At 37.4% G+C, this 20977-nt stretch carries 23 protein-coding genes; 17 read left to right on the top strand and 6 right to left on the bottom strand.

The window, feature by feature from the left end; all coding sequences use genetic code 11:
* Positions 1 to 42: 42 nt before the first annotated feature.
* From ABI125_10795 to ABI125_10775, 5 genes are all read right to left on the bottom strand, one after another.
* Entirely contained in the window at positions 43 to 300 is a 258-nt protein-coding gene (locus tag ABI125_10795) for a hypothetical protein (GenBank protein XCF05210.1), read from the bottom strand.
* The gene (locus ABI125_10790) at positions 281 to 595 is read right to left on the bottom strand and encodes a thioredoxin family protein (protein ID XCF05209.1); all 315 of its coding nucleotides are present in this window, start codon (positions 593 to 595) and stop codon (positions 281 to 283) included. Before ABI125_10790 ends, ABI125_10795 begins: the two co-directional genes overlap by 20 nt.
* A 152-nt stretch (positions 596 to 747) precedes the next feature.
* Positions 748 to 1386 carry a peroxiredoxin gene (locus ABI125_10785; protein ID XCF05208.1) on the bottom strand — a complete coding sequence of 213 codons (639 nt, stop codon included), beginning with the start codon at positions 1384 to 1386 and terminating at the stop codon, positions 748 to 750.
* 194 nt (positions 1387 to 1580) lie between these two features.
* A complete protein-coding gene (gene nhaC / locus ABI125_10780) occupies positions 1581 to 3077 on the bottom strand; it encodes a Na+/H+ antiporter NhaC (protein ID XCF05207.1) in 1497 nt (498 codons plus the stop codon).
* Between the two features lie 122 nt (positions 3078 to 3199).
* Positions 3200 to 4399, bottom strand: coding sequence for an aminotransferase class I/II-fold pyridoxal phosphate-dependent enzyme (locus ABI125_10775; GenBank protein ID XCF05206.1), 1200 nt, complete (start codon positions 4397 to 4399; stop codon positions 3200 to 3202).
* Positions 4400 to 4811: 412 nt separating this feature from the next.
* On the opposite strand from ABI125_10775, the gene ABI125_10770 reads away from it, so the two are divergent.
* From ABI125_10770 to ABI125_10725, 10 genes are all read left to right on the top strand, one after another.
* The gene (locus tag ABI125_10770) at positions 4812 to 5270 is read left to right on the top strand and encodes an Lrp/AsnC family transcriptional regulator (protein ID XCF05205.1); all 459 of its coding nucleotides are present in this window, start codon (positions 4812 to 4814) and stop codon (positions 5268 to 5270) included.
* 1 nt (position 5271) lies between these two features.
* Positions 5272 to 5898 (top strand): CPBP family intramembrane glutamic endopeptidase, encoded by a 627-nt coding sequence (locus ABI125_10765; protein XCF05204.1) that lies wholly within the window; start codon positions 5272 to 5274, stop codon positions 5896 to 5898.
* Positions 5899 to 5971: 73 nt separating this feature from the next.
* Positions 5972 to 6478, top strand: a complete 507-nt coding sequence (locus tag ABI125_10760) for a hypothetical protein (protein ID XCF05203.1) — start codon at positions 5972 to 5974, stop codon at positions 6476 to 6478.
* Between the two features lie 35 nt (positions 6479 to 6513).
* Positions 6514 to 7206, top strand: a complete 693-nt coding sequence (locus tag ABI125_10755) for a hypothetical protein (protein XCF05202.1) — start codon at positions 6514 to 6516, stop codon at positions 7204 to 7206.
* Complete coding sequence (locus ABI125_10750; protein XCF05201.1) at positions 7182 to 7982, top strand: histidine kinase; 801 nt, start codon at positions 7182 to 7184, stop codon at positions 7980 to 7982. The genes ABI125_10755 and ABI125_10750 overlap by 25 nt, the downstream gene beginning before the upstream one ends.
* Positions 7983 to 8065: 83 nt before the next feature.
* Positions 8066 to 8488, top strand: a complete 423-nt coding sequence (locus tag ABI125_10745; GenBank protein XCF05200.1) for a PaaI family thioesterase — start codon at positions 8066 to 8068, stop codon at positions 8486 to 8488.
* A 2-nt stretch (positions 8489 to 8490) separates the two neighbouring features.
* Complete coding sequence (locus ABI125_10740; GenBank protein XCF05199.1) at positions 8491 to 9606, top strand: chorismate-binding protein; 1116 nt, start codon at positions 8491 to 8493, stop codon at positions 9604 to 9606.
* A 52-nt stretch (positions 9607 to 9658) separates the two neighbouring features.
* The gene (menD, locus tag ABI125_10735; protein XCF05198.1) at positions 9659 to 11419 is read left to right on the top strand and encodes a 2-succinyl-5-enolpyruvyl-6-hydroxy-3-cyclohexene-1-carboxylic-acid synthase; all 1761 of its coding nucleotides are present in this window, start codon (positions 9659 to 9661) and stop codon (positions 11417 to 11419) included.
* Between the two features lie 131 nt (positions 11420 to 11550).
* A complete protein-coding gene (locus tag ABI125_10730; GenBank protein ID XCF05197.1) occupies positions 11551 to 11889 on the top strand; it encodes a DUF2853 family protein in 339 nt (112 codons plus the stop codon).
* A 125-nt stretch (positions 11890 to 12014) separates the two neighbouring features.
* Positions 12015 to 12845, top strand: a complete 831-nt coding sequence (locus tag ABI125_10725; GenBank protein ID XCF05196.1) for a S1-like domain-containing RNA-binding protein — start codon at positions 12015 to 12017, stop codon at positions 12843 to 12845.
* On the opposite strand, the gene ABI125_10720 is transcribed toward ABI125_10725, so the two are convergent.
* Positions 12837 to 13262 carry a hypothetical protein gene (locus tag ABI125_10720; GenBank protein ID XCF05195.1) on the bottom strand — a complete coding sequence of 142 codons (426 nt, stop codon included), beginning with the start codon at positions 13260 to 13262 and terminating at the stop codon, positions 12837 to 12839. The two genes, ABI125_10725 and ABI125_10720, sit on opposite strands and share 9 nt — an antisense overlap.
* Positions 13263 to 13478: 216 nt before the next feature.
* Between ABI125_10720 and mnmE the strand changes: the two genes are divergently transcribed.
* The 7 genes from mnmE to ABI125_10685 all read left to right on the top strand — a co-directional run bounded on the left by mnmE (position 13479) and on the right by ABI125_10685 (position 20739).
* Complete coding sequence (mnmE, locus tag ABI125_10715) at positions 13479 to 14897, top strand: tRNA uridine-5-carboxymethylaminomethyl(34) synthesis GTPase MnmE (protein XCF05194.1); 1419 nt, start codon at positions 13479 to 13481, stop codon at positions 14895 to 14897.
* Positions 14898 to 15133: 236 nt separating this feature from the next.
* Positions 15134 to 16177, top strand: coding sequence for a site-specific integrase (locus ABI125_10710; protein XCF05193.1), 1044 nt, complete (start codon positions 15134 to 15136; stop codon positions 16175 to 16177).
* Complete coding sequence (locus tag ABI125_10705) at positions 16174 to 17190, top strand: DUF6617 family protein (protein XCF05192.1); 1017 nt, start codon at positions 16174 to 16176, stop codon at positions 17188 to 17190. Before ABI125_10710 ends, ABI125_10705 begins: the two co-directional genes overlap by 4 nt.
* Before the next feature lie 231 nt (positions 17191 to 17421).
* Positions 17422 to 17721: a helix-turn-helix domain-containing protein gene (locus tag ABI125_10700; GenBank protein ID XCF05191.1), complete on the top strand. Its 300-nt coding sequence runs from the start codon at positions 17422 to 17424 to the stop codon at positions 17719 to 17721.
* Positions 17718 to 18014 (top strand): helix-turn-helix domain-containing protein, encoded by a 297-nt coding sequence (locus tag ABI125_10695; GenBank protein XCF05190.1) that lies wholly within the window; start codon positions 17718 to 17720, stop codon positions 18012 to 18014. The genes ABI125_10700 and ABI125_10695 overlap by 4 nt, the downstream gene beginning before the upstream one ends.
* Entirely contained in the window at positions 18001 to 18921 is a 921-nt protein-coding gene (locus tag ABI125_10690) for a BT4734/BF3469 family protein (GenBank protein XCF05189.1), read from the top strand. Before ABI125_10695 ends, ABI125_10690 begins: the two co-directional genes overlap by 14 nt.
* A gap of 3 nt (positions 18922 to 18924) precedes the next feature.
* A complete protein-coding gene (locus tag ABI125_10685) occupies positions 18925 to 20739 on the top strand; it encodes a DUF3987 domain-containing protein (protein XCF05188.1) in 1815 nt (604 codons plus the stop codon).
* Positions 20740 to 20977: the final 238 nt, after the last annotated feature.

The following is a 20977-nucleotide window of genomic DNA, read 5'->3' as shown; positions in this document are numbered from 1 at the left end:
CCTGTTTTTTTTATCCTACACCTAAATGGTGGATACTATCTTTTACTTGTCAATGGAGCCCAACACCCTCGACATAAAGGTATTTAAAGCTTCTTTTTTGTCAGTGCCATCCTTTATCATTTTATTGACCTCTAGGGCACCATACATGTTTGAAATCAGTTCGCCGATAACATCCAATTCTTCATCCTTTAATGAAGGAACTTCCGTTAGGGCTTCAAGGGTTTCAACGGTTTCGATCACATAATCTTCGTCGTTTTCCTCAATAAACTGCGTTAAATGTTTAATTACCGGTAACTTCATTTACTAAATCTTTTAATACATCAAACTTATTGGTTTGAACTTGATTAACAAACGCACCATTTTTAAAAGTGGCGAATGTTGGTAGATTATCTACAGTTGCTAATTTTCGTGACTCCGGAAATTTTTCGGCATCAGCAATAACGAAAGATGTACTTTCATTTTCCGTAGCCAACTTTTTAAATTTCGGTTTCATAATTCTGCAATTCCCGCACCAAGTGGCCGAAAACTGAACGACAACAGTTTTATTACTCGAAACGATTTCGTTTAAATTGTCTTTTTCTAATTCTTTAACCATTTTTATATTTTTTAAGTAGAGGCTGTCTCAAAAGATGTCATTCTTAACTAAGTGAAGAATCTTAAAAAGATGAATTCTTAGTTTCAGTATGATGCGATTTCTCGACTCCGCTCGAAATGACAAAAGTACTTTTAAGACAGCCTCTGTATAAATTAGTTTTTAGCTAAATACTCTGCAGTAGCTTTAGCATTGGCGTTCATAGCCTCTTTACCTTCTTCCCAGTTTGCTGGACAAACTTCACCTTTTTCCTGTACATGTGTTAGGGCGTCAACCAAACGGATGTACTCGTTTACATTTCTTCCTAAAGGCATGTTGTTGATGCTTTCGTGCTGTACCACACCGTCTTCATCAATAATGTAAGTAGCTCTGTAAGTTACATTGTCACCTTCAACTTGTACAGTTCCGGTAGCTTCGTCAAAAGTTTCGTTGGTAATATCCAAAATACCTAAAATGCTAGATAAGTTTCTGTTGCTATCTGCAATAATAGGGTAGGTTACACCTTCAATACCGCCGTTATCTTTAGCAGTGTTTAACCAAGCAAAGTGAACTTCTGGAGTATCGCAAGAAGCACCGATTACCACTGTGTTACGTTTTTCGAATTCTGGTAAAGCGGCTTGGAAAGCGTGCAATTCTGTTGGACATACAAAAGTGAAATCTTTTGGGTACCAAAATAAAACTACTTTTTTCTTGTTGTCTCTTGCGGTTTCAAGAACGTTCAATTTAAAAGTGTCGCCCATTTCGTTCATTGCGTCAACATTTAAATCTGGAAATTGTTTTCCTACTAGTGCCATATTTTTTTCGTTTTTTAAATTATTAATTTGAAGCAAAACTACTAGAATATACGTGTTGACAAAATAAAGTTTGATTATATAATTTTATAATGCAATAAGCATTGTGAATAGCAATAAAAAAGATGGTTGAAAATTAATAATCACGTAAAATATCACGACATAAAATGTGAAATTCTTGGTTTTTGTGCTAAAATTTATGAATATTTTGGAGAAGCGATAAGTTGCTTAATTTTAATTTTAAAAGCAGCGAATATTAAAGTTATAAAAGGGCTTAACCAGTTGAAGATGGCGTAGAAAAAATAGTCGGCAACGGGTACCCCAAGTACGCCCGAATGGTAGGCTCCGCAAGTATTCCAAGGTATAAGCACCGATGTAACTGTACCGGAATCTTCAAGGGTTCTACTCAAGTTTTCAGGAGCAAGACCTTTTTCTTGAAATGCTTTTTGATACATTTTGCCAGGAACAACAATGGCTAAATATTGGTCGCTGGCCAAGGCATTCAGACCAAGGCAACTTATAACGGTACTGGCAAAAAGCCCAAATACCGAATCGAATAAATTCAATATCGATTTACTTATTTTGGCCAATGCGCCAATGGCGTCCATAATGCCGCCAAAAACCATGGCACAAATAATCAGCCAAATCGTGCCCAACATACCGCTCATTCCACCGGAAGAAAACAGGTCGTTGAGCTCTGCACTACTCGTTTCTACCGACGCATCAACGGTTATAGCATTCATAACACCTTTGTAGGCTGAAGTAAAAGTTAGGGATTCGGCATCAGCCACCGATAAAACGATATGGTGTTGGGCGATTATTGCAGCCACGGCTCCCAAAAGTGTACCAACCAATAGCGCAACTAAGGGCGATGTTTTCTTTACAATCATTAAAATCACCACTACCGGTACTAAAAATAGCCATGGTGAAATATTAAAAGCTTGATCTATGGCGATTAATTTATCTGAAACATCTGGTGTTCCTGTGGTGTTTGTATTTAATCCGATAATGGTGAATACTATAAGCGTAACCACTACCGTTGGTACTGTAGTTAAGGCCATATAGCGAATGTGCGAAAACAATTCACCACCAGCCATGGCAGGGGCTAAGTTTGTGGTATCACTTAAAGGTGACATCTTATCTCCAAAATAAGCTCCAGATAAAACGGCACCAGCTGTCATTCCCACCGATACATCCAAGGTTTTTGCAATTCCAATTAAGGCAATACCAACGGTGGCCGAAGTGGTCCACGAGCTTCCTGTTGCTACAGAAATAATGGCACATATAATGACGCAGGCTGCCAGAAATATAGTGGGGTTTAATATTTGTAAGCCGTAATAAATCATGGAAGGAATGATGCCGCTAATTAACCAACTGCCGGCCAAAGCCCCCACCATGAGAAGTATTAAAATAGCACCAACGGTAGATTTTATGTTTTCGGCCACTTCTTCCAGCATTTGTTCGAAAGAGACTTTATTGAAAAAACCAACAAGAGCCGCTACAGCCGCACCAAGCAATAAAATAAACTGATTGCTGCCGCTCAAAGCATCGTCGCCATAAACAAAAAACACATTGTAAAATAACATGCCCACCAAAGCAAAAACCGGTATAAGCGCTTCCCAAATGTTAAGTTCTTTATTTTCAATAATATATTGGTTTTTGGGTTCGCTGGTTTTTATGTTTTGGCTATCCATAAAGCATGTTTAAAATTAACATTGTAATGTTACAACTTTCACATAAGGTATGCAAATACTTCAAAATGGAGATATTCTACAATGTCAATTGAAGTTAATTGTATAGGTTTTAGGATGTATTTTTAGAGGATTTTTAAGCTTTTCATGCAATGGTTCATTTTGGCATAAGTACGTTCAATATCGGCATCCAGCCCAATGGAAAAACGTATCAGTCCGTCGCTCAAGCCCATTGCTTTTTGTTCGTGCTCAGGGATTTCCGAGGAAGTAGAACTGCCTGGAGCGCTAAAAAGCGTTTTATAAAAACCGAGACTTACCGCTAAATAACCTAAGTTTTTGTGCTGCATGAGTTCCATAAGTTGGTTGGCTTTTTCCAACGAACCCACATCGATGGTGAGCATGGCGCCATAGCCATATTCGGCATTCATCATTTGTTTGAAAAGGTTGTGCGATGGATGCGATTTTAATCCGGGGTACACGGTTTTCAAACCGTCGTTTTCAAATTTTTCGGCCAAAAACAAGGCATTTTTACTATGCTGTTGCATACGGATATGCAATGTTCTTAGGTTTTTTAAAACGGAAGCTGCTCGTAAACTATCCATGGTCGAGCCCAAAAGCATGGATGCGCCGTTGTTTACATTCCGTAGTTCGTCAATAAAATGTTGGGTACCGCAAACCACACCGCCAACGGTATCGCTGCTGCCGTTTATAAATTTGGTTAAGCTATGAATGGTCACATCGGCGCCCAAAACCGCAGGAGAAATGGATAGCGGCGAAAAAGTATTATCGACCACCAATTTTAAATCGTGCTTTTTCGCCAGTTTGGCAAGGGCTTTAATATCGGCGACTTCCAACAACGGGTTGCTTACCGATTCGCAATACAGCACCTTTGTTTTTGGGGTAATGACTGCTTCAACTTGATGCAAATTCATAATGTCAACAAAAGTGGTTTCGATACGAAAACGCGGAGCAAAATTTTTAAAAAAGGCATAAGTGCCACCGTAAATGGTTCGGCTGGAAACTACATGGTCGTCCGCTCCGCAAAGTTGCAGCATGGTAGCGGTAATCGCGCCCATGCCCGAAGCAAATACACAGGCTGTTTCGGTGCCTTCCATGGCCGCCAAAGCCTGACCCAAATATAAATTTGAAGGCGACGAGTGCCGCGAGTACAAATAGCAACCATCGGCATTGCCTTCAAAAGTATCGAACATGGTTTTGGCCGATAAAAAGGTATAGGTGGATGAATCGGAAATGGATGGGTTAACGCCTCCAAATTCGCCAAAGTATTGTAGATCCTGTATTTGATTTGCCGGTTTAAAGTTCATGGTGTTTGGTTTTTAACGTTAGTTCGATATAAAAAGTGTTGATTTTTAGAGGGTTGACTTAGAAACACCCCTAAAGTCCCCTCTAGGGGACAATCCTGCCGAGTAGATTCCTCCCTTGAGATTAACGAAATTAAAGCACGTCTTTAATTGAAGTTAGAGAGCATAGCTCTTATTAAGGAGGGTGTTTTCAATCAAAATATTTTCAACCTTAATATAATCAGTGATTTGAAATAGGTTTTTTTATAGTTTAAGTTATATCGAACTCACGTTTTTATGTAAATTTATAATTAATTGGTTATAAAATCAATAAAAATTGATATTATTAGAAAATAAATCTATAAATTGTATTTATTATAATATTTGTTTTTATTCTAAATTCACGTTCAACCAAAAATCAGAAAAATATTCAGCCATGATATTTGATGCCACCGATAAAAAACTGTTAGAGTATTTGCAAACCGACAGCAAACAGACCAACAAAGAGCTTTCGGTTAAATTGAATCTTTCCGTCACCGCCATTTACGAGCGTATTAAAAAACTGGAACGGGAAGGTTTTATTGAAGGTTACACCGTGTTGCTCAACAAAGAAAAGATTAATAAAAATTTTATGGTATTTTGCCATGTAAAATTGGTGCAGCATAGCCAAGAACACGTTATGAGTTTTGAGCGTGAAGTCGCCAAGCTCAATGAAGTTTTGGAGTGCCACCACGTTAGTGGGGATTACGATTATTTATTGCGGGTTTTGGTAGCCGATATGCCCGCTTTTCGCAAGTTTATAGTTGAAAAATTGACTACCATTAGCTATATTGGCAGTACGCACAGCATGTTTGTCATCAATAAAGTAAAACATACTACGGTTATTAAGTTTTAATATGCATTCCGCCCAGATAAAAACCATAGAATTTTTTGCCATTTTTATAGCCACGCCAATAAGTTTTGCATTTGGCTATCCGGTTTGGCTGAAGTTGAGTGTTGGCGTTTTGGGATTTGCTTACGTCGTTTTTGTACTGCTGAAGGTTGAAAAGGAAAGATTCAGACTGTCTAAATCCATAAACTGGAAACGCTTTTGGAAAGAAACGGCCGTTACCTTTTTGCTTATAGCAGGCATTTCGGTTATTTATGTTTGGGCAACCAATCGCGATGCCCTTTTTGATGTGATGCTGAATAAACCGAGTTTATGGCTTTTACTGTTGTTTATTTACTGTGTGTTTTCGGTTTATCCGCAAGAGGTGCTTTACAGAACGTTTTTCTTCAAGCGGTACGAGCCATTTTTCAGTAGTAAATGGATGGCTATTTTTACCAATGCTCTGGTTTTTTCGTTGGGGCATTTGTTTTTCAAAAATCCGTTGGTGTTGTTTATAACCTTTGTAGGCGGGTTGCTGTTTGCGCATAGTTTCTATAAAACCCAATCTACACTTTTGGTTTCCATCCAGCATGCCATTTACGGCAGTTGGCTATTTACGGTTGGCATGGGCGGTATTTTAGGATTTCCTGTGTGATATCTGTATTTATATTCTGCAATAAAATCTTTTTACTATTTTAGTCGGGCTATTATTAACCAAAACCATTAATATGAAAAAACTAATCTACCTGATTTTAGGCTTTTTGGTAGGAGCCGTTTTAACCTATTATTTTTGCCCGAGACCAGAAGGGGAAGAGGCCGAACCCAAAATTGTTAAACCCAAAGGCGTTATTTCGGTGGAACAAGCCACTGTTTTAAGCGATAACTGGACCCGATACCGCAAAGCTGCCGTAGATTCTGCCGCACAGGCACAAGGCCGTGAGCAAGACGACCGTTCGGTATTTTGGCCGTTGGAAGATGTGGAGCTTTACCTTGAATATGCCAAACATTATTCCGATAGCTTGGGCTATAGAATGACGGGCATACAAGTATATTTGGGCGTTTATGGAAAAGAGGCCGGTTCAGAAAAAAGCAATTTAACCACCATGTTTATGGCGCCCACAGGCGTGAAGTACGACTCAAAAAGCAGCTCGACACCTTTTAAATTGCGTGGAGACGACAAACCACCTGTGCCACCGTTAAATGAAGGAGAAGGCGGGAATGGAGGTTATCCATGATAGCATTGGAAGAGTTTTTATTTAAAAATTATACGTTGTTAACACACTCGGTTGAGGCCATTGCGGCTTTAACCGGTGTGTTTTTTTATAGAAAATATCGAAATACTTCAACCAGATATTTTATTTATTTTCTAGTTTATATTATACTGTTGGAAAAGTCTGGAACTTATACTTGGTATGTACATCCTGATAGATTTTTGGAATTTCTTTTAGGGACGGTCATACAGAAAAATTACTGGATGTTTACAATAGGATGGAGCATTGTGGCCGTGATGTTTTTTGGGTTTTATTACCGAAAAATTTTAGAAAATGAATCTTTTAAAAAGGTTGTAAAATACACTAGCTATGCTTTTTTATTCTTTTCGTTAAGCTATATTTTATTGCATTGGGATGCCTTTTTCAATATGTTTTTTCCTGTTATAAAAGTATCTGGAGGCATAGTGGTTTTACTGTGTACGGTATTCTATTTTTTTGAAACCTTGCAAAGCGAAAAAATTTTGACCTTTTATAAATCCATTAATTTTTACATCAGTATGGCTTTATTTATTTGGTTTTTAGTGATCACCCCCATGGTGTTTTTTGATAAATATACAAGTTATGACCCACTAGTTTATGAACGGGATTGGAACTATATTCGCCTTAGAAGGTTGGTTTTTTTGTCATGTAATATATTTATGTATTTAACCTTTACTTTTGCCTTAATATGGTGCAAACCGGAGAACGATTAGCCAGCACCGCCTCCGAGCGGTATTTATTAGTATATATGATAGCCGTTTTGGTTATTGTAAGTACTTTGATTATCGTGTTTTTTGTGGTGTTTTTAAAACGGAAAAACAAACTGCTACAAGAAAAAATGGAACAACAGCGTGCTTTTGAGGCCGAAATAGCCCAAGCCCAAACCGAAACCCAAGAACAAACCCTAAAGAATGTTGGGTGGGAGTTGCACGATAACGTAGGGCAATTGCTGTCGTTTGCCAATATGCAGCTCAGCATTTTAAAAATGCAGGTTTCGGATGATGTAAAGGAAAAGTTTAAGGACACCACCGATGCCCTAAAGGAAAGTTTGGCCGAAGTGCGGGCGCTTTCAAAAACGTTGAATAACGATGTGATTTTAAATAATGGTTTTGAAAAATCAATCACCAATGAATTAAACCGATTGAAGAAGATGAAATTTGAGTCGGCCGAATTGAAAATCATTGGTGAAAAAAGACCTTTTCCGAATCGAAAACACGAAATTATTGTATTCAGGATTCTTCAGGAGTTTTTATCGAATTCCGTAAAATATTCCAAAGCCAAAAACATCGAAATCATTTTGGATTACCAACCCGAAACCTTGCGTGTTACCGCAACCGACAACGGCCAAGGCTTTGATATTAACGATGTTGAAAAAGGCTCGGGGTTAATCAATATGAAAAGCCGTGCCGCTTTAATAAACGCCCAATTAGATTTAAAATCGAAACCTGACGAGGGCACGGCGCTTTCCATTATGTATCCGTTGGGTTAACCAATGGGTTTTAACAACTCTTTACCATCTCATTTTAGTAGGGTTTTGTACTTTTACGGGCGCAAAAAAGAATAGAAAAACACATGAAGTTATCAAAAGAAGCCGTTTTGGAACAAGCCAACAAAGTGTGCAAAAACACGTTGATGGAAACCTTAAATATTGAAATGATTGATTTTGGAAAAGATTTTCTAGTGGCCCGTATGCCCGTTAATTCGCGAGTGTACCAGCCCGATGGGGTTTTGCACGGCGGCGCTACGGCAGCTTTGGCCGAAAGTGTGGGGAGTTTTGCTTCAAATATTTTTCTGGATTCCGACAAGTTTTTTGTGCGCGGTATAGAAATTACTGCCAACCATGTTAAAAGCGTAAAAGATGGATACGTTTATGCCAAAGCGACCTTTTTGCACAAAGGGCGTACCACCCAATTGTTGGATATTCGGGTAACTGACGATGAAGATAATCTTATTTCTATCTGTAAACTATCCACCATTTCCCTGCCTAAAAAATAAGAATGATTCAAGCTGAGTTTTTTAAGCGTATCGTAACCCAATACCAATCCAATCTTCCTTTTGTAGCTTACCGAAAACCCAATAGGCAAGAGGTAAATGCTTTTATCCAGCAAACGGACGATTTGTTTTTTTCTGAAGATTATTCCGAAACGGGGTTTGTGTTCGCACCGTTTGATGACGCAGAAAAATCGGTGTTGATGCCGTTGGGGCATTCCGAAGTTTTAAAGTCGACTTATGAGGTTTCCGAGGAAAATAGAATCACTGAAGTTATTGGTGTTTCCGATGCATCGGAAAAGGAAAACCACATCGATTTAGTAAAAAAAGGGATTAATGCCATTGAAAACGATGTGTTTAAAAAAGTGGTGCTTTCAAGAAGTGAAACGGCACGGCTTTCAGAACACAATCCCATTGCCATTTTTAAAAGGCTGTTGAACACGTATCCATCGGCATTTGTGTACTGCTGGTTTCATCCCAAATTGGGGTTGTGGTTGGGCGCAACGCCCGAAACTCTAATAAAGATTGAAGGTGCGCAGTTTTCAATCATGGCGCTTGCCGGAACGCAAAACTATAACGGCACGCTCGACGTCAATTGGCAAGAAAAGGAAAAGCAGGAGCAGCAATACGTTACCGATTTTATTACCGAAAATTTAAAACCCGCTGTGGAACGCTTAACGGTATCGGATACCGAAACAGTAAAGGCGGGCAATTTGGTGCATTTAAAAACTATGATTTCGGCACGTTTAAAAACTGATGTGGCGTTAAAACAAGTCATTGATGCATTGCATCCCACACCTGCTGTTTGTGGTTTGCCTAAACTGGTAGCTAAACAGTTCATTTTAGAACATGAAAACTACAATCGGTCTTTTTATACGGGTTTTTTAGGCGAACTCAATATGGAAAAAACAGCCAAACCACGCTCTGGAAAACGCAACATAGAAAATAGGGCGTACGCCATAGCTAAAAAAAGTACGCAGCTTTATGTGAATTTACGGTGCATGCAAATAAAAGACAAAAACGCTATAATTTACGTTGGAGGTGGCATTACCGAAAGCTCCAATCCAGAAAGTGAGTGGCAGGAAACCGTACAGAAATCCTTAGTGATGAAAAACATTTTATAAGCATTTTTATTGGCTGAGTAATTTGTTATTTTTGGCTATTGATTAAAACTACATGACCTATCCAAAAATACCTCTAGCACAAACTACTGTCCAATTGTGCAAAGCCAAAGGCATAAAGCATATTGTAATTTCACCGGGTAGCCGTAATGCGCCATTAACCATTGGGTTTACAAACGACGATTTTTTTAATTGCTACAGCATTGTTGACGAGCGTTGTGCAGCGTTTTTTGCATTGGGCATTGCCCAAAAGTTGCAACAACCCACGGCTGTGGTTTGCACTTCGGGCAGTGCGTTGCTTAATTATTACCCGGCGGTGGCCGAAGCTTTTTATAGCGATATTCCGTTGGTAGTCCTTTCGGCCGATAGGCCAAAACACTTGGTTGGTATTGGCGACGGACAAACCATTAACCAAAAAAATGTGTTTGATAACCATATTTTGTATTCGGCCAATTTAAAGCTCGATTTAAAGGATGAAAAGAATGTGCCTAGCCACGAGGAATTGCCTATTTTCAAAAATCTGGAAAATAAATTCGAGCGGTTTTTGGGCCTTCAAAAGGATATCCAAATTTTTAATGAAGAGGAAATCAACACGGCTATTAATTTTGCACTTTTAAAAAGGGGGCCAGTGCATATCAATATTCCGTTGGATGAACCGCTTTATGAAACTACCGATAAACTTTCGGTAAACCCGAAACCCATTGAGGAAAACGAAAAGGAGCTGGAGATTGAAGACTACGTATTAAAATCTTGTTTGGAAGACTGGAATTCGGCCACTAAAAAAATGATTTTGGTTGGGGTAAACCAACCCAACCAGATTGACAAAAAATGGCTGGACGAGTTGGCGCAAGACGATAGTATTTTGGTTTTTACTGAAACCACATCCAATTTGCACCACTCCGGTTTTTTTCCCAGTATAGACCAGATTATCGCACCGCTTTCCTCTGAAGAACAAAAGGAATTACAACCCGATATCTTGCTCACTTTTGGCGGTTTGGTGGTATCAAAAAAAATAAAGCAGTTTTTGCGGAAGTTCCAGCCCAAACACCATTGGCACATAGACCCCAAAACGGCATATGACACATATTTTTGTTTAGAAAATCATATTGAAGCGACGCCAAATCAGTTTTTTGAAGCCTTTTTACCTAAGGTGACGCATTATGTAAAAAGTGGCTATAAAACCCAATGGACGTTGGTAAAGCAACGCAGATTAAAACGGCACAAAACCTATTTGGAGGAAATTCCGTTTTCAGATTTTAAGGTATTTAGTAGAGTGTTGAAGTCTGTTCCGGAACATTCGGTGCTGCAAATGGGCAATAGTTCGGCTATTCGTTACACGCAGTTGTTCAAACTCGATAAAACTTTAGAGGTGTATTGCAATCGAGGCACTAGTGGTATTGATGGTAGTACATCAACCGCTATTGGGTTTGCCGTAGCTAGTGAAAAACCGACTGTTTTCATCACTGGCGATTTAAGTTTTTTGTATGACAGTAATGCCCTTTGGAACAATCATATTCCGAATAATTTTAGAATCATCGTGATAAACAATCAGGGTGGTGGTATTTTCAGAATTTTGCCCGGGCATAAAAACACCGAAAATTTCGATACCTATTTTGAAACCAACCACAATCATACCGCAAAACACCTTTGCGATATGTATGGTTTTAATTATGAAACTGCCCACGACGATGAAGGCTTAAAAACAGCCTTAAGCTCATTTTATAGTGAAGGCAGTCAGCCAAAATTGCTCGAAGTATTTACGCCCAAAATCGTAAATGACGAGGTGCTTTTAAGATATTTTGAATTTATAAAATAGTTTTCTTCCAAAAAAAAATGATTTAAGAGGAAACAAGTGACGTGTAAGGGTTTTATGTGTCTAAAAAAATAGTTACCTTTAAACGGTTATCAATTAACTGTTTCACTAATACTTAAAAAACAAAAATCATTATGAGTAAAAGAGACGAGCTTATTGCAAAATATGCTGAAGATTTAAAAGAAAAGTGCGGCGTTAGCGCAGACATGGATTTGTTAACGAAAGTTACCATTGGTTGTGGGCCTTCAATTTATAACGCCGATGCAGCCACGGTTTCTGGATCGGACGAGTCGGAATTAGAAACTGTAAAAAAGAACTTTTTAATTAAAAAATTAGGATTAAAGGATGGCCCTGAGTTAGATAAGGGTATTGATTCCGTAATGGAAACCTACGGAAAATCCAACCGCAATAAGTATCGAGCCGTGGTGTATTATTTATTGACCAAACATTTTAAGAAAGAGTCGGTATATTAAAACCGGAATTACATAAATATTAAAAGCGTTGCATGTTGTAACGCTTTTTTTTTTTCGATTTTACAGACTAAGAAATTATTGTTTGTAATTATGATTATAAACAACGTTATCACTACCTTTGCAGCATGATTAGATTAGGCGAAATAAATACCATGGAAATACTTCGTGAAACGGACCACGGGGTGTATTTGATTGATAAGGATGATGAAGAAGTGTTGCTTCCAAACCGCTACGTCCCCGAAAGTTTTAAAATTTGGGACGAGCTGGAAGTTTTTGTCTATTTAGATAATGAAGAGCGCCCAGTAGCTACTACCGACAGGCCTTACATCATGAAAGGCGATTTTGCATTGTTGCGCTGCAATCAAGTTACAGAATACGGCGCTTTTTTGGATTGGGGTATGGTAAAGGAATTGTTTTGTCCGTTTAAAGAGCAGGCCTTTAAAATGAAACCTGGAGGTTGGTATTTGGTATATTGTTATTTGGACGAAAAAACCAATAGGTTGGTGGCTTCGAGCAAAACCAATCGGTTTTTGGATAATAAAAAATTGACCGTAAAGGAATTTGACGTAGTTGATTTAATTGTGTCGCATCCGTCGGATATGGGCATGAATGTTATTGTCAACAAAACGCACACAGGCTTAGTTTACAAAAACAATATTTTCAAGGATTTAAGTGTTGGTGATAAATTGAAAGGTATTGTTAAAAAAATCCGATCAGGAAACAAACTCGATATTACTTTAGAGCAAGTAGGCTACCGAAATATAGAGCCCAATGCCGAAAAGGTTTTACAGGAACTTCAAGACAATGGGGGCTATTTGGATTTAACCGATAAATCGTCACCCGAGGAGATTAAGGAAGTTTTGAAAATGAGCAAAAAGAACTTCAAAAAAGCTATCGGGAGTTTATACAAACAACGCAAAATAGAATTAGAAAAGGATGGTATTCGTCTAGTTTAACGAAAACGTGCTGCTTTTCACTTTTTCAGAAACGGTTTTTATGGCTTCCGTAATGGTGTTGTAATCTATCTTTTCAGAAACGCAAAATCCATTTTCTATTTCGGCATTCATTTTACTGGCCAAATCGTGTCCAACCACGCCATAGGCTTTCAAGTTTTTCGCTTGTGTTCTAAAATATGGGGCGTCCATTAGGTTGATTGAATAGGAATTTATCCTATTGGCTACAATGCCATACGGTTTTGTATTACCAAAATAGCTTTCCAATTCATTAATAATGGTTGCAGAATTGTTCATATCAAAATGAACGCCTTCACGCAACTCAACAACGGCAATGTTTTCAAAAAAATAAACATCGCCCATTTTATTTTCAACAGTTTTTAAGATTTGATTGGCAAAATCGGTTTCTAATAATTTCATTTTAATTTCAAATAGGGTTAAAAAAAACACTTTGTAAGTGTTTGAATATTAGACACGTTAAGGTGAAAAAGTCACATTTTAGGTGCTATTTTTTTAGAAAATTCATGCAAAAGTACTGTGTAAGCATAGTATTTAGGGTTAAAATTTAGTTAAACTTTAAATTGATAAAATCGTTAATTTTTAATTAAGCGATTCTATTATTAGTATTTTTGTAATATGATAAATAATGATACCATTGTTGCTTTGGCAACACCTTCGGGAGCTGGTGCTATTGCTGTAATTCGCCTATCGGGCAGCGAAGCCGTTGATATTGCCGAAACGTGCTTTAGGTCCATAAAAAAAGGTAAGCGCCTTAGCCAACAAAAAACACATACCATCCATTTGGGGCACATTGTTGATGGAAACAAAACGGTAGACGAGGTGTTGTTGTCTGTTTTCAGAAACCCTAATTCGTACACAGGTGAAGATGTAGTTGAGGTGTCCTGTCATGGGTCGAGTTATATCCAACAAGAAATTATCCAATTGTTTTTACGGAAAGGCTGTAAAATGGCATCGGCGGGCGAATTTACTTTGCGTGCTTTTTTAAATGGTAAGTTAGATTTATCTCAAGCTGAAGCTGTTGCTGATTTAATATCTAGTGATAATGAGGCCTCTCATCAAATTGCCATGCAACAAATGCGCGGTGGGTTTTCTTCTGAAATTGCTAAGCTTAGAGAAGAACTTTTAAATTTTGCATCTCTAATTGAATTGGAATTAGATTTTGCAGAGGAAGACGTTGAGTTTGCTGATAGAAGTCAGTTTAAAGATTTAGTAGAACGTATCCGATTTGTTTTAAAGCGTTTGATTGATTCGTTTGCAGTTGGTAATGTTATAAAAAACGGAATTCCAGTGGCTATTGTAGGTGAGCCTAATGTAGGCAAGTCTACACTTTTAAATGCATTATTGAATGAAGAGCGCGCTATAGTTTCAGATATTGCTGGAACAACTCGTGATACTATTGAAGACGAAATTAGTATTGGAGGCATCGGTTTTAGATTTATTGACACTGCAGGAATAAGAGATACAAAAGATGTTGTTGAAAGTATAGGTATAAAAAAAACGTTTGAAAAAATAGATCAGGCTCAGGTAGTTATTTATTTATTTGATGCTGCAGACTTTAAAGCGAATAGCTCAAAATTTAAAGTTGAAATTGAAAAAATTAAAAATAAATATCCACAAAAGCCACTTTTAATCATAGCCAATAAAATTGATACGCTTTCTGAAAGCGAGGTTAAAAGTTTAGATAAAGACCTAGCTATTATTTCCAAAACAAGTGAAAAATCTCATGGGCAATTACTTTCAGCAAAACAGAACATAGGAGTAGAGGCGTTAAAAAATAATCTTTTAAGTTTTGTTAATACTGGTGCGCTTAGAAATAATGATACTATTATAACTAATTCTCGTCATTACGATTCTTTATTAAAAGCTTTTGAAGAAATTGATAAAGTAAAACAAGGTTTAGATACAGGTTTATCAGGAGATTTGCTGGCTATAGATATCCGTCAAGCTTTATATCATTTTGGTGAAATTACTGGCGAGATTACTAATGATGATTTGTTAGGTAATATTTTTGCTAATTTTTGTATCGGAAAGTAATTACACTTCCTTTAATTGGTTAAACCCTTCTTTTATTGGTGTTTACGAAGATTTAACTATTCTTCTTTGTTGCTAATTTGTCCTTTTTTACGTATCTTTCGTTTCTAATTTGTTGTTATAGAAACAAATTTTGTTGTTAACAACAAGTTTGCTGTTACAGAAACAACTGCAAATTTTTTTGAGATATGAAGGTTACACTAAGAAAACGCAATCAAGGTGGTAAGACCAGTTTATACTTGGACTACTACCACAAAGGCAAACGTAAAACAGAGTATTTAAAACTCTATTTAGACCCTAATGCCAAAACCAAGGATGAAAAGGAAGTCAATAAAAAAACGCTTCAATTAGCTGAGACAATCAGAGCACAGCGACAAATCGAAATCCAAAACGGTGTTTATGGCTTCCGTGACAATGAGAAATTAAAAGCCAGTTTTACCAACTACGTTCAGCTTCTTACCGATAAGCGAAAAGACAGTTCAGGTAATTACGGAAATTGGGATAGTATGCTAAAGCATTTGCAATCCTATATTCCTATGGACATCACCTTTGCGGAAGTTGATAGAAAGTTTGTCCAGGGCTTTAAAGAATATCTTGATAAAGATGCCAAAACAAAGAGTAACCAGAACTTATCTCAAAATTCAAAGTACTCCTATTTCAACAAATTAAGAGCTGCATTAAAACAAGCTGTTAAAGATGGTATCATTCCAACCAATCCTTCTGAAGGTGTAGATGCATTCAAACAAGGAGAACCTCAGCGAGAGTTTCTAACGCTTGAAGAATTGCAAGCTGCGGTACAAGCGGAATGTGAAATTCCACTAATGAAAACAGCATTTATATTTTCTTGTCTTACCGGATTGCGTTGGTCAGATGTAAATAAGTTGCTTTGGTCAGAAGTTCAGCATTCAAATGAAATGGGTTACTATATCCGTTTCAGACAAAAGAAAACCAAAGGAGCGGAAACCCTTCCTATTTCAGAACAAGCCTTCGGCTTGCTCGGTGAACGTCAGGATAAGGACGAAAGAGTATTTAAAGGATTACGTTATTCAGCTTGGCACAACTTAAAGTTGCAGCAATGGATGATGAGAGCAGGAATTTCTAAGACAATAACCTTCCATTGTGCAAGACACACCTACGCTACACTACAGCTTTCCGCAGGAACAGACATTTACACGGTTTCAAAATTACTTGGTCATAGAGAATTGAAAACCACTCAGATTTATGCTAAGGTAATCGACCAACAAAAGAAAGAAGCCGCTAACAGAATTAAACTGGATTTATGAGTAAGCAAAACAACACCTTAGATAAAATCCTTGATTATGAGTTAAGACCTTGGCTTGCTCAAAATAGTATGGATGATGTATTTGCTTCAAAATTCAGAAGTTTAAAGGAATACACACCTCAACAGCCTTTACAGTTTGAAATTGAATTTTTCAGACCATTTGACAATAAAACCAAATACTATTCAAGGCTTATTCTGAATACCGTTAAATCTGATTTCGATACGATATACCAAACCATTGATGAAGATAGAAACGAGAACCTAATCCGCTACTATCTTAATGACACCCTCAATAAGAGACTAAAAACACGCTTGAAAGACCTTGGAGAACTTTTAAAGAAAAAGGATTATGCACTTGCGTACATAAATCCAAAAAACACCTCGCATCAGTTAGACCAGGTACATAAAGCAAACACCTATATTATGCAGTTGCTCAAACTTGGCTATATGCAGCTGTATTTAGAAATTCAGGAGGCTTTTAAAGATTGGGTTGATGATGTGTTTATTATGGAGGACTTCTACACCCAATTATTAAATGAACCTATTCCCGAACAAATTCACATCAGGAAACTACAAGTTATAGAGGTTACTCCCGTACCAGTAAGGAAGCCTCAACCAAAAACAACGGACAAAACCATTCCATTCAATTCTTTCACTTACAAACAGTACAACACCGCTCCTGATAAACTTATTGATTTATGGGATAGCTTAAAGCTCAACAATTTTATTAGTGCTGATACTCCATTGGCAACTTTCAAAAAAGTATTCTCAGGAACAGAAATTAATACACCTATTACTTGGACAGGAAATATCAGTGAGCTTTTTTACTTCGTAAAACGCATTCACAAAGATTTACAACTGGTTGAAGATTTAAAGCAAAAGCAATGGCAAGTGACTTGCAATTGTTTTGTTGATGAAAACGGAGAACCGTTCGACCGTTCAAAATTCAGGTCATTAAAACGCCCAAATCTTACAGGTGATAAAATAGATAATGCCGTAAACCTATTAAAATAGGTTGCTCTGCACTTTACACTTCCTATTCTTTTTCAGTTTTTATTTAGCCCTTATTCTAATCCAATAAGGGTTTTTGCTTTTGTTTTCCCACTCTGCACTCTGCACTCTACACTGCACCTTGTTTCTGCACCCCATAACAGCCTTAAAGTCAATCTACTTTAGCACTGTATTCGGACATCGAATATGACTTTAGGCCTGAAGTCTTTTACAAATTTTCAAACCCATATTAAGATGGAAGAGATTTTAAAAAGACTTGAAATTATCGAGAAACACGTATTAGACCAAAATCTAATACTAAAGAATGTACTCAACTTCAACGAAGCTTGTCAGTACTTGGAATTATCGCAATCTCACTTGTATAAACTCACAAGTGCGGGAAGCATTCCACATTACAAACCCAACGGTAAAAAACTCTATTTCAACCGTGAGGAATTAGACCAATGGCTATTGCGTAACCGCAATGCCACTACTGATGAAATCGAACAGAGAGCAGCTGATTATCTAATCAAAAAAGGGAGGGTAAAGCTATGACTGAAATAATCGATTTATTGGTGGCACTCTCTCAGGAAGTTAGAGACCTAAGAACACGTATTGAATTGCTTAATGCAACAAAGGTTGAATACCTTAAAAATGCGTGGGTAGACAATCAGGATGTTATGCAGATGCTACACATTAGTCCACGCACTTTGCAAACATTCCGAACCAACGGCACAATTCCATATAGTAAAATAAGCGGGAAGTTTTACTACAAGGTAGCCGATATTGAGGAGCTTTTACAGGCTAACTATTACAACCCAAACTTCAAGTGTGATGGACGTAAATAGAGAAGCCATATTAAGCAAAACACATTACGGCCTAAATATTTATGCCTATGTGTTAAGACAGTACTATCCGGGCGAAACAGTTCTTTCCCTTTCGGGAAGGGACTGCAAACCCACTAAAAACCCATTTAATGCAGGCAAGCCTACATTATGGGTTAAGGTAGTAGATAATTGTGCGGTGCATACCGATAGCGAAGAAGCTATTGCAGACGGCAATGTATTTGATTTTGCAGCACTACATTTTAAGCTTTCTGGTCAGGAATTACTGGATAAGCTAAATGAAGAATTGCATTTGCGTATTGGTCAGAAAAACGGTTTTTACAATCAGGAGGAAGTAATATTTACAGAACCTGAACCCGAAATTATAAAACCAAAACCACCAGTATTCAGCTATTACAAAAAGCCTGTTACCAATGTAGCACCTACAAAAGAGATAACCTTGATAGAAGTTTACAACCTCATCCAAGGCAATGAATTTGCTACGTGTACAAGTACACTTCGCAATATTCAAGATGTAAAGGAAGCCCGAAAATACAAGGCGTTTAATTTCGATTATGTCACCTTCTCAGGTGCGTTTTCAAAACGAAATGATAAAAACCTCAAAAAGCATTCAGGACTTCTAACGATTGACTTTGACCACATCAGTAATATTTCCACACTAAAAGAAGAACTTCTTAAAGATGAATATTTTGAAACCGAGCTTCTTTTTACATCCCCTTCGGGTGATGGGTTAAAATGGGTTATTCCAATTGAATTAACCAAAGTCAAACATCAAGATAATTTCAAGGCGGTTGCCAATTACATCCAACATACATACAGCTTGGAAGTAGATGGTTCAGGTAAAGACATTTCAAGAGCCTGTTTTTTACCTCACGACCCCAATGTATTTATCAATCCAAAATATTTATAGATAATGGAAAAGAAAACATTTAATCCGTTGGAATGGATGGATAATTCAAACCAACAACAGCAACATACGGAACAGAACTACCAACCAGTTACAGACGATAATTCAGAAGTTGAAAAAGTCATTCAGAATATAGAAGCTAATCATATTGATATTGCTCCCAATTACAACGATTGGATAAATATCGGTTTCGCTTTTGCTGATGAATTTGGAGAGTCTGGAAGAAGCCTATTCCATAGAGTAAGCCAATATTATTCAGGTTACAACACTAAAGAATGTGATAAGCAATTTGATAATTGCCTAAAGTCAAAAGGTCAAGGTGTTTCATTGAAAACCTTTTTCTTTCTTGCCAAGCAAGCAGGCGTTTCAATTGTAACACAATTCAATGAACAATATAACGCTAAAAGTAGCAATCACAAATCATCAAAGGCTACACCAGTACAAGAATACCAGGAAGAAGAACCGATTAAGGAAGTAATGCCAACATTCCCTAAATCCTTATATCCTGAGCTTCCCGAATACTTACAACAAGTGGTTGATGTAGCTACATCAGACGAAGAAAGAGATATTTTACTCTTAGGCTCATTAGTGGCTATTAGTGCGTGTTTCCCAAAACTATACGGTATTTATGACGGTAAGAAAGTATTCTCCAATCTATTTCTATTCATTACAGCACAAGCATCCGCAGGTAAAGGGCGTTTGGTGCATTGTCGTCAATTGGTAAATCCTATTCACAAGGAATTACGAGAAGAAGCCAAATTGCACAAGCAACATTTTGAATTAGAAATGGCGGAGTATAACGCTAATAAAGGCAAAGTTGAAGGGGTTGAAAAACCAGCCAAACCACCTGAAAAAATGCTCTTTATTCCTGCAAACAATAGTTCTACAGGTGCATACCAATTATTGGGTGATAGTGATGGTAAAGGGTTGATTTTTGAAACCGAAGGAGATACTTTGGCACACGCCTTTAAAAGCGATTACGGAAATTATAGTGATGGTTTCAGAAAAGCATTCCACCACGAAACTATTTCCTATTACCGCAGAACCGACCGTGAGTTTGTAGATATTGAAAGTCCTTGTCTTTCAACCGTCCTTTCAGGTACGCCAAAACAAGTTTCGGCTTTAATACCAAGTGCAGAAAACGGCTTGTTCAGCCGCTTTATATTCTACTTTATGAATGTTAAGCCTGTTTGGAAAAACGTATTTGCAAGCACTACTGATAACGGATTAGATGATTACTTTGAGAATTTAGGCAACCAGTTCTACGAACTGTATAAGTTACTCAAAAGCAATGGTGATTTTCAGTTTTACTTAACCGCAGACCAACAAGAGCAATTCAATCAGTTCTTTAGTGAGATACAAGTAAAATACCTCAATCTACAAGGGATGGACTATATGGCTACCATTAGAAGATTAGGGCTAATTGCATTCCGTTTCTGTATGCTCTTTTCAGCGTTAAGGATATTAGAAACTGGAGATACTTCAAATAAACTCATTTGTGAGGAAAGAGATTTTCAAACTGCATTGGCTATGATTAAAGTATTGGTAAAACATTCCAGTAAAGTATTTGGTGAGCTTCCACAAGAAGAAACCAAACCTACCCGAATGAACCGTAAAGAGAAATTCCTATACGCTTTACCAAGGAACTTTAACCGTCAGAAGTATTTGGAAGTAGCCAAAAAACTAAACATTCCTGCAAAAACAGCCGAAGGCTATATCACTGGTTTTATAAAGTCCAACCTCATTCACCGTGAGCAACAGGACAACTATATAAACCTATCTATTGAGGAAAATGAGGATGTTGAGGAAATCAAGGATTAATCATCCTTAGTTTCCTCGGTTTCCTTAAAGTCCTTAATTCAATGAACAGATTATAAGTAGGTTAAGATTGTTTGTTTTATTTTCCCTTTTTACGGTTTTCCTTATTCTTTTTTCACAAATTATTCTTACATTGGACAAAATTTGACAAGTCAAAATATAAAAGGCGTGAAATGTCCAACTGTTGTAGTAAAATCAATAGTTTTTAAGAAAAAGGCATTCCATCTGACCATTGAAAAAT

Origin of the sequence: Tamlana crocina, assembly GCA_040429635.1 — a bacterium.
Taxonomy (GTDB): Bacteria; Bacteroidota; Bacteroidia; order Flavobacteriales; family Flavobacteriaceae; genus Flavisericum; species Flavisericum crocinum.
The sequence above is the reverse complement of the archived record's forward strand: the minus strand, read 5'-3'. Positions and strand labels throughout refer to the sequence as shown.

Excerpts from the sequence above, each read along its gene's own strand:
- ABI125_10795 (XCF05210.1), bottom strand. The coding sequence starts at position 300 with ATGAAGTTACCGGTAATTAAACATTTAACGCAGTTTATTGAGGAAAAC.
- ABI125_10790 (XCF05209.1), bottom strand. The coding sequence starts at position 595 with ATGGTTAAAGAATTAGAAAAAGACAATTTAAACGAAATCGTTTCGAGT.
- ABI125_10785 (XCF05208.1), bottom strand. The coding sequence starts at position 1,386 with ATGGCACTAGTAGGAAAACAATTTCCAGATTTAAATGTTGACGCAATG.
- nhaC (XCF05207.1), bottom strand. The coding sequence starts at position 3,077 with ATGGATAGCCAAAACATAAAAACCAGCGAACCCAAAAACCAATATATT.
- ABI125_10775 (XCF05206.1), bottom strand. The coding sequence starts at position 4,399 with ATGAACTTTAAACCGGCAAATCAAATACAGGATCTACAATACTTTGGC.
- ABI125_10770 (XCF05205.1), top strand. The coding sequence starts at position 4,812 with ATGATATTTGATGCCACCGATAAAAAACTGTTAGAGTATTTGCAAACC.
- ABI125_10765 (XCF05204.1), top strand. The coding sequence starts at position 5,272 with ATGCATTCCGCCCAGATAAAAACCATAGAATTTTTTGCCATTTTTATA.
- ABI125_10760 (XCF05203.1), top strand. The coding sequence starts at position 5,972 with ATGAAAAAACTAATCTACCTGATTTTAGGCTTTTTGGTAGGAGCCGTT.
- ABI125_10750 (XCF05201.1), top strand. The coding sequence starts at position 7,182 with ATGGTGCAAACCGGAGAACGATTAGCCAGCACCGCCTCCGAGCGGTAT.
- ABI125_10745 (XCF05200.1), top strand. The coding sequence starts at position 8,066 with ATGAAGTTATCAAAAGAAGCCGTTTTGGAACAAGCCAACAAAGTGTGC.
- ABI125_10740 (XCF05199.1), top strand. The coding sequence starts at position 8,491 with ATGATTCAAGCTGAGTTTTTTAAGCGTATCGTAACCCAATACCAATCC.
- menD (XCF05198.1), top strand. The coding sequence starts at position 9,659 with ATGACCTATCCAAAAATACCTCTAGCACAAACTACTGTCCAATTGTGC.
- ABI125_10730 (XCF05197.1), top strand. The coding sequence starts at position 11,551 with ATGAGTAAAAGAGACGAGCTTATTGCAAAATATGCTGAAGATTTAAAA.
- ABI125_10725 (XCF05196.1), top strand. The coding sequence starts at position 12,015 with ATGATTAGATTAGGCGAAATAAATACCATGGAAATACTTCGTGAAACG.
- ABI125_10720 (XCF05195.1), bottom strand. The coding sequence starts at position 13,262 with ATGAAATTATTAGAAACCGATTTTGCCAATCAAATCTTAAAAACTGTT.
- mnmE (XCF05194.1), top strand. The coding sequence starts at position 13,479 with ATGATAAATAATGATACCATTGTTGCTTTGGCAACACCTTCGGGAGCT.
- ABI125_10705 (XCF05192.1), top strand. The coding sequence starts at position 16,174 with ATGAGTAAGCAAAACAACACCTTAGATAAAATCCTTGATTATGAGTTA.
- ABI125_10700 (XCF05191.1), top strand. The coding sequence starts at position 17,422 with ATGGAAGAGATTTTAAAAAGACTTGAAATTATCGAGAAACACGTATTA.
- ABI125_10695 (XCF05190.1), top strand. The coding sequence starts at position 17,718 with ATGACTGAAATAATCGATTTATTGGTGGCACTCTCTCAGGAAGTTAGA.
- ABI125_10690 (XCF05189.1), top strand. The coding sequence starts at position 18,001 with ATGGACGTAAATAGAGAAGCCATATTAAGCAAAACACATTACGGCCTA.
- ABI125_10685 (XCF05188.1), top strand. The coding sequence starts at position 18,925 with ATGGAAAAGAAAACATTTAATCCGTTGGAATGGATGGATAATTCAAAC.